This window comes from Moorena sp. SIO4G3, from assembly GCF_010692305.1.
GTDB classification, from domain to species: Bacteria; Cyanobacteriota; Cyanobacteriia; order Cyanobacteriales; family Coleofasciculaceae; genus Moorena; species Moorena producens_A.
Genome location: NZ_JAAHIG010000452.1, coordinates 1 through 6,457, shown reverse-complemented (window position 1 = coordinate 6,457; position 6,457 = coordinate 1). Strand labels below are relative to the sequence as shown.

Here is a 6,457-nt window from a genome sequence, read left to right as displayed (position 1 = left end):
CAAATCAAGGAAAAAGAGTGGCAGAGATAAGTGAGTTCTTTTGGAATTGGTTGCGCCGTGTACTTGGAGACTTGTTCGCACGGTGCTTTGGGGACGAAGCGGGAGCAATCCCGCTGACTTACCCGATGAAGTGTGGGGAGATGGGGAGATGGGGAGATGGGGAGATGGGGAGATGGGGAGATGGGGAGATGGGGAGATGTTTATTGAGGGTAATTATCCGGAAATCATATAACTGTCTGCCTGTGAAATTGCGATCGCTATTCCTGCATCCCGGCATACAAAAAACGTGCAAATAGCCACTATAGCTCAGATAACCTGGCTTGAGTCGCCAGTTACTGGGTGCTAACTGAGTAATCATAAGAATAATTTCACATTGTCTTCAGTATCTTTGTCTTCTCGACCCCGACCAGAATCGGTTCCTAAGAAACCAAGTCTTAGGCCATTGAAGATAGCAGTGGGACACCGACTACCAGGTAAAAACAAATTACAACACTCCCCAGAGGTTATGTTGGGGTAAATGGTGTGGGATTTGCTGGCTTTAAATCAGTATCGATAAGCACTCAAGTAAAATATCACACTTAGGGACAAGTGGCAAGGTTTCGCGCCTTAAAAACTGAATAACCGTGACGGTGGTTGGTTGTGTGTTTGGCCTTCCCCCCAGGGCAAACACATCTAAATTAATTAGATTGACAAATCTCCGCCCAGCCGCAACCGATAGAACGCAACAGATAGAACTATTCAAGCAACAGCTCCACCAGCTCAAAAACCGTTCCGCCAAAAACAGGGATGGGGAGAGACTTTATGCCATCACAGGCTGGTGGTAGTCTGCCTGGATTACAGAAAAGGTTCAAGTTGGGATTGGGCAACCACTGGGATTGGGCAACTACAACAACAGCAATTGCAACACCTACTGAATTAAACTCCTTGAGACTATAACTATCTTATCGGTTTGGGAAAGGATGATGCTCCACAAGAGTTGCTACATCTCATTGACAGAGTTTATAGTTAGATAAATCTAACCAAAAAGCTACTCTTGCAAATAGTTAAAACTTGAACATTCCAGATCATGATTTGTAAAAATTGTAATCAACTTAGTTTTCCCATAACCAATTTTTTTGATCGATATTATAATCACTTCCAGCTTTAAAACAGGGATTTATGTTTATGTAATTATCCTTGTCATACTTATCTTAAAGACGAGTTGTTTATAGAAATATATAATCCAGAATGTAAACTGGCTTTATTAAAGCTAATTCAATGTCCTTATCAAAAAAATAGCCAGCTTTGGTAAAAATTATGATTGATAATCTGCCGTCATAAATTAAAATAGGTATTTAGGAATCTTGGCTGGGGCAATAATTTAATTTTTATCTAGTTTTATTATTCACTTCGTTATAATTTAAAGTTAAATTTAAACAATCAATAAAATTACCTAAAATGTAATTATTATTCTATTGAATATAGACTGTACTGTGCATAAAACAAATTTTAAAAACTAAGAGCTTCGTGTCTTTGATTTCCTTCCTAGCACCCCTTGAAACAAATCTGCTTTTTTAAGGGGGATGGAAGGGGGTTAATCAGGCAGAGGGAGTAAGGATTCAGCGGTCAGCGCTCAGCGGTCAGCTTATTTTATTCAAAAGGTGCGACCCGTGGCGAATTTAATTCTTAATGGTAAGAGCTCACCTAAGCATCTCAAGTAGCGTGGCCACAGGCCTTTAGCTGATAGCTGATACGCGACACGCGCTATAGCTGATAGCTTACCAGAGGGATTTAGGGGAATCAGAATTTTTTGACCAACAATCTCTTAGCAACCGCCCCAATACTTCTGTAACTGCTACAGGACATGGTTGATTGCTCTTATTCACAAGGATCCTTCTTTATACTATGTTGTATTCACCAAAAGCTATAGTAAAAGAACTGGCTTCAACGCCTACTACACTATGCTAGAATCTGGGAAAGTCCTCCAAAATCGCTATTACCTCCAGCAGCAGCTGAATGACAATCCAGTGCGCCAGACTTGGCTAGCGCAGGATTCGCAGTCTGACACGCAAGTCGTAGTCAAGCTTTTGGCTTTAGGTGGTCCCGTACAATGGGACGATTTGAAACTATTTGAGCGGGAAGCGCAAGTTCTCAAACAACTGGATCATCCTCGGATTCCCAAATATCGGGATTATTTTTCCCTTGATGAGAGTATCCTGTGGTTTGGACTGGTTCAGGAGTATATCCCTGGTCTATCCCTGAAACAGCAACAGTCTCAAGGGTTTAGATTCTCTCAGCAGCAGGTAAATACTATCGCAGCTGATATTTTAGAAATTCTTCAGTACTTACATCAGCTCAACCCCCCAGTCTTACACCGAGATATCAAGCCAAGCAATCTAATTTGGGGCGAGGATGAGCAGGTATATTTAATCGATTTTGGAGCAGTGCAGGCTACACCAACTACTGCGGGTGCCACATTTACAGTGGTGGGAACCTATGGTTATACTCCCATGGAACAGTTCGGGGGTCAAGCTGTGCCTGCTTCTGATTTGTATGCCTTAGGGGTGACCTTGATTGAACTGCTGACTGGAGTGGCACCTGCTGAGTTACCTCAGGAAAATTTGCGGATTCAATTTCGTCAACTACTTGGTTCTACTGTTGAGCCTGGCTTGGTGACCTGGTTAGAGAAAATTACAGAACCAGCTGTGGAGCGTCGCTTCAGTGATGCTAAACAAGCTACTGAAGCGCTATACACTAACCCAGTGGTTCCATCAAACAACACCTCCCCAACTGGTCTGCCAGACACTGTTGTCCGTATCCATAAATCAGCAGAACAACTGATCATTGATATCCCCTCCCACTGGGAAATGATAGTGATGAAACCCCTCAAACATGCCCTAAAACAAGCTAGAGGGGTGGTAAAGGGCGTATTTTCTTACTCACTACAGCGCTTCAAGACCTTAGAAAAGTCTAGGCAACGCCGGTTATTAGTTGGTGTTGGTTTGGGAGTAGTTGTAGCAATTTTACTGGATTTATTTAAGCACCTTATTCTTCAAATATTAGTAATTTTATTAGCAATTCCAGTCTCATTACTGCCTTTAGCTATCCCAATTTTTTTAGTGATGTGGATAACATCATTAAACTCAGAAAAAGACTTTTCTGAGGCAGTTCGTATTTGTTTTGATAACAAAAAATTTGAAATTATTAAGGCATCCTTGAGCCGCAAAAAATGGGATCGAGGAGAAAACTCACAAATTAAAGAAGTTTATATTACTGCCTATCGGGATGCACAAGGCAGATACCATCGGGGGATTGCGATCACTACTCAGGTAGAACGACCATCACCCTTTGGTCAAAAATCCCAAACCTACATCTTTGGCGAACAATTACCAGAAGCTGAATTGAATTGGTTAGTTGAAGAAATCCGAGCTTGGTTGGATGTCAAATCTAGTGATTCATCACCAAGTCCAGAAGGTTGAAGGTTTAAAGTTGAAGGTTTAAGGTTGAAGGCAAAATAAAAAACCAATCAATACCGAAATTCAGCAACTAACTGGAGTTTAGACGCTCCTTGGGTCTCTCAAGACCTCAAGACAGGAGTAGGTCTTGGGTTGTAGAACAAATGAACTATGTACCATCAGAGCAAGCTTAAACCCATGAGGGGGCTAGAGATTTAGTTCAAATGTTGTGCATAAGTAACATGCTCCCTCTCAAAACTGCGTACATAAACCCAGAAGTGCAATTGCGACCAGCACAGCCGTAAGAGACCCTAGGCTCCTACTTTAAAAGACCGAGGGTATCATCACTCACCATCCGCCGGGAAAAAAGTAAGTCAAGGACACAGTTATAGTACTAAGTCCTTGGATACCAGAAGAAAAAGGGCTGAGTGCCTGACACATCTTGGGAAATGGCAGTGATCAAGGGGTGCAGTGCTTCGACCGAATACGGGTAAACCAGATGCGGTCTAAGGCTAGATAGAGACGATGATTTTGCCAGCCTCATATTTGGTGCTCAACTTAACCAGATTTTTTAACCAGATTTTCCAAAATCATATTTTTGCTTACTTGTCAATTTAATTTTAGATGCGTTTGCCCTGGTTCCTACCCCAGATGCGCCCCATTTTTTGGAGTTGCCCTCATAACACTCATAACACTTAGTCTTCTTAAGTGTTCTGGATTACCACCACCTGAATTTATAACTTCCAAAGTTCCCTCTAGAAACTTAATCCGACAAGCTTGACGCATTATCTTGCCACTTGAAGTTTTAGGAATGCTACCTGGTTGGATCAATGCTATTGCATAAACCTGTAGTTCGTGTTGCTCCATCAAAGCCTGACGAATATCTCCATTTACTTCATCGAAATCCAGTTTTCGCAGCCAACTTCGCTCCACCTCCTGAACAACGACTAATTTCTCTTCGCCATCTACCTCAACCCCAAATGCTGCCTCAGAATTTTTACGCAGTGCTGGGTGGCTCTGTTCAACCGTAAATTCAATATCCTGAGGATAATGATTTTGACCTCGAATGATGATTACATCCTTCAAGCGCCCAGTGACAAACAGCTGACCATTCTTGATGAACCCCAAGTCACCAGTACGTAGAAATGGACCTTCACCAGTATCTGCTAGATATGCCTCAAATGTATGCTTTGTTTCTTCTGGTCTATTCCAATAACCTTGAGCAACACTTAAATCTGATACCCAAATTTCGCCAACTTCATCTGACGCACACCTAGTTAAAGTATTGAGATTGACGATAATTACTTTTATTCCACAAATCGGGAAACCACAACTAACCACATATCGAGTTCCCTTTTGATTCCCATCGCACTCAACAATCTGATTTTTCTCTAGTGCTGATGCAGCAATTGAGGAAATTTCAGGCACATCATTATGAGACTTGGTAGCAACTAACAAAGTTGCTTCTGCAAGACCATAAGCTGGAAAAAAAGCTGTGGCACGGAACCCACAAGGTTCAAAGGTTTTAATAAATTTTTCTATAGTGTCTTTACGAATTGGCTCTGCTCCATTACTAGCTGTTTTCCAACTCCTAAGATCTAAATTAGTTAATTGTTCTGATGTAACTTGACGAACACAGTAGTCATAGCCAAAGTTTGGACTTTGGCTATGGGTTACCTTATACTTAGAAATAACCTCTAGCCAGCAGGTCGGTCTTCTAACAAATGTCAATGGTGACATTACGTAACAAGTAATACCAGAATAAATAGGCTGTATAAGTCCATCAATCAAACCATAATCATGGAAGTAAGGCATCCAAGTGGCAGCAATACTATCTGAAGTGTAGTTCCATGCTTGCTTGATATAGGCAGAATGGTGCATTACATTGTTATGGGTCACTACAACTCCTTTCGGCGTAGATGTAGAACCAGAAGTATATTGTAAATAAGCTATGGCATCTAGATTAATTTTTAATTCTTGCCATTGGTTTGCTAGTTGCTCTGATATCTCCTCAGTAAACAACCATAACAACATGTTATTATACCCAAAGTCTTTTTGCCATTCACTTGGGAACTGAGAAGAAATTTGAGATGTAGTCAGCACTAGAGAAACTTGGGCATCCTTAACACAAGCTTGAAGTCGAGGCAGAGTTCGCTTCAATCGAATTGCATCAGGTGGAGGAGCCGGAATAGCAATGACTCCTGCATATAAACATCCAAAGAAAGCACAAATGAAATCTAGAGGCTGTGAATAGAGCAGCAATGCTCGTTCCCCCCTGGTTACCCCCATCTCCTGAAGCTGAGCTGCGATTGCTCGTGAACGCTTTTCCAATTCTCCATAAGTCAAGCTGGCTGTCTCTGTTTTTCCATTAGAAATAAAGGTATAGGCTTTTTGGTTCGGTTCATTTGTTCCTCTATAACATAGCAGGTCTATCAAAGAGGTAAATTTTTTATTAGTATTCATAAAATTTTTCCTTCATTAATCATCCATCAATTTCTGAATTTTCGGCGTTACTGGAGTTTAGACTAAAGGGATAGGAGCAAACTATAAACAAACGCCAAAAACCGCCTCAGCGCTCAAAGATATTAAAATTTCAGCATAGCTCCTAAGTGATTTTAGAATTTTTTGGAAAATGACAAAGTTTTTATTACCAGACGACTAATCCTTTGTCTTCAGGTATTATTGAATCTTTCAATATGATTAGTTTTACCAGTTTTTTTTGCTACTTGTTTATGACGCTGTCTTGATGCAAAACGCGAGTGGGGGAACCACGGCAATAGCGAGTGGGGGGAACCCCCAAGACCGCACTGCCTCCCCAAGACCGTAATGGTGCTTTTGACCCGTAATTAAATTCGCCACGGGTCGCACCTCTGCATTGCTTTTGTCGTATTACTGTTCTTGATGCAGTCGCTCATGGGGGAAACCACGGCAGTCGCTCATGGTTTGTTCGCGTTCGCCTTTGGCGTGGCCTACGGCCAAGCGTGGCCTACGGCCAAGTTACCGTAAGATAGTGGAGCCTTGTC

At 41.7% G+C, this 6,457-nt stretch carries 3 protein-coding genes and 2 pseudogenes; 3 read left to right on the top strand and 2 right to left on the bottom strand.

Annotation, left to right across the window (positions count from 1 at the left end; genetic code table 11):
* The 3 genes and pseudogenes from F6J99_RS39675 to F6J99_RS39665 form a co-directional block, all read left to right on the top strand.
* Positions 1–296 (top strand): annotated as a pseudogene (locus tag F6J99_RS39675) (hypothetical protein); the annotation flags it as partial.
* Between the two features lie 490 nt (positions 297–786).
* Complete coding sequence (locus F6J99_RS39670) at positions 787–936, top strand: hypothetical protein (RefSeq protein WP_293121641.1); 150 nt, start codon at positions 787–789, stop codon at positions 934–936.
* Between the two features lie 1,004 nt (positions 937–1,940).
* A complete protein-coding gene (locus F6J99_RS39665) occupies positions 1,941–3,458 on the top strand; it encodes a serine/threonine-protein kinase (protein ID WP_293121639.1) in 1,518 nt (505 codons plus the stop codon).
* 618 nt (positions 3,459–4,076) lie between these two features.
* Here F6J99_RS39665 and F6J99_RS39660 read toward each other — a convergent pair.
* Complete coding sequence (locus F6J99_RS39660) at positions 4,077–5,897, bottom strand: fatty acyl-AMP ligase (RefSeq protein ID WP_293121637.1); 1,821 nt, start codon at positions 5,895–5,897, stop codon at positions 4,077–4,079.
* A 152-nt stretch (positions 5,898–6,049) separates the two neighbouring features.
* A pseudogene (locus F6J99_RS39655) lies at positions 6,050–6,175 on the bottom strand (IS1 family transposase); the annotation flags it as partial.
* Positions 6,176–6,457 lie beyond the last annotated feature (282 nt).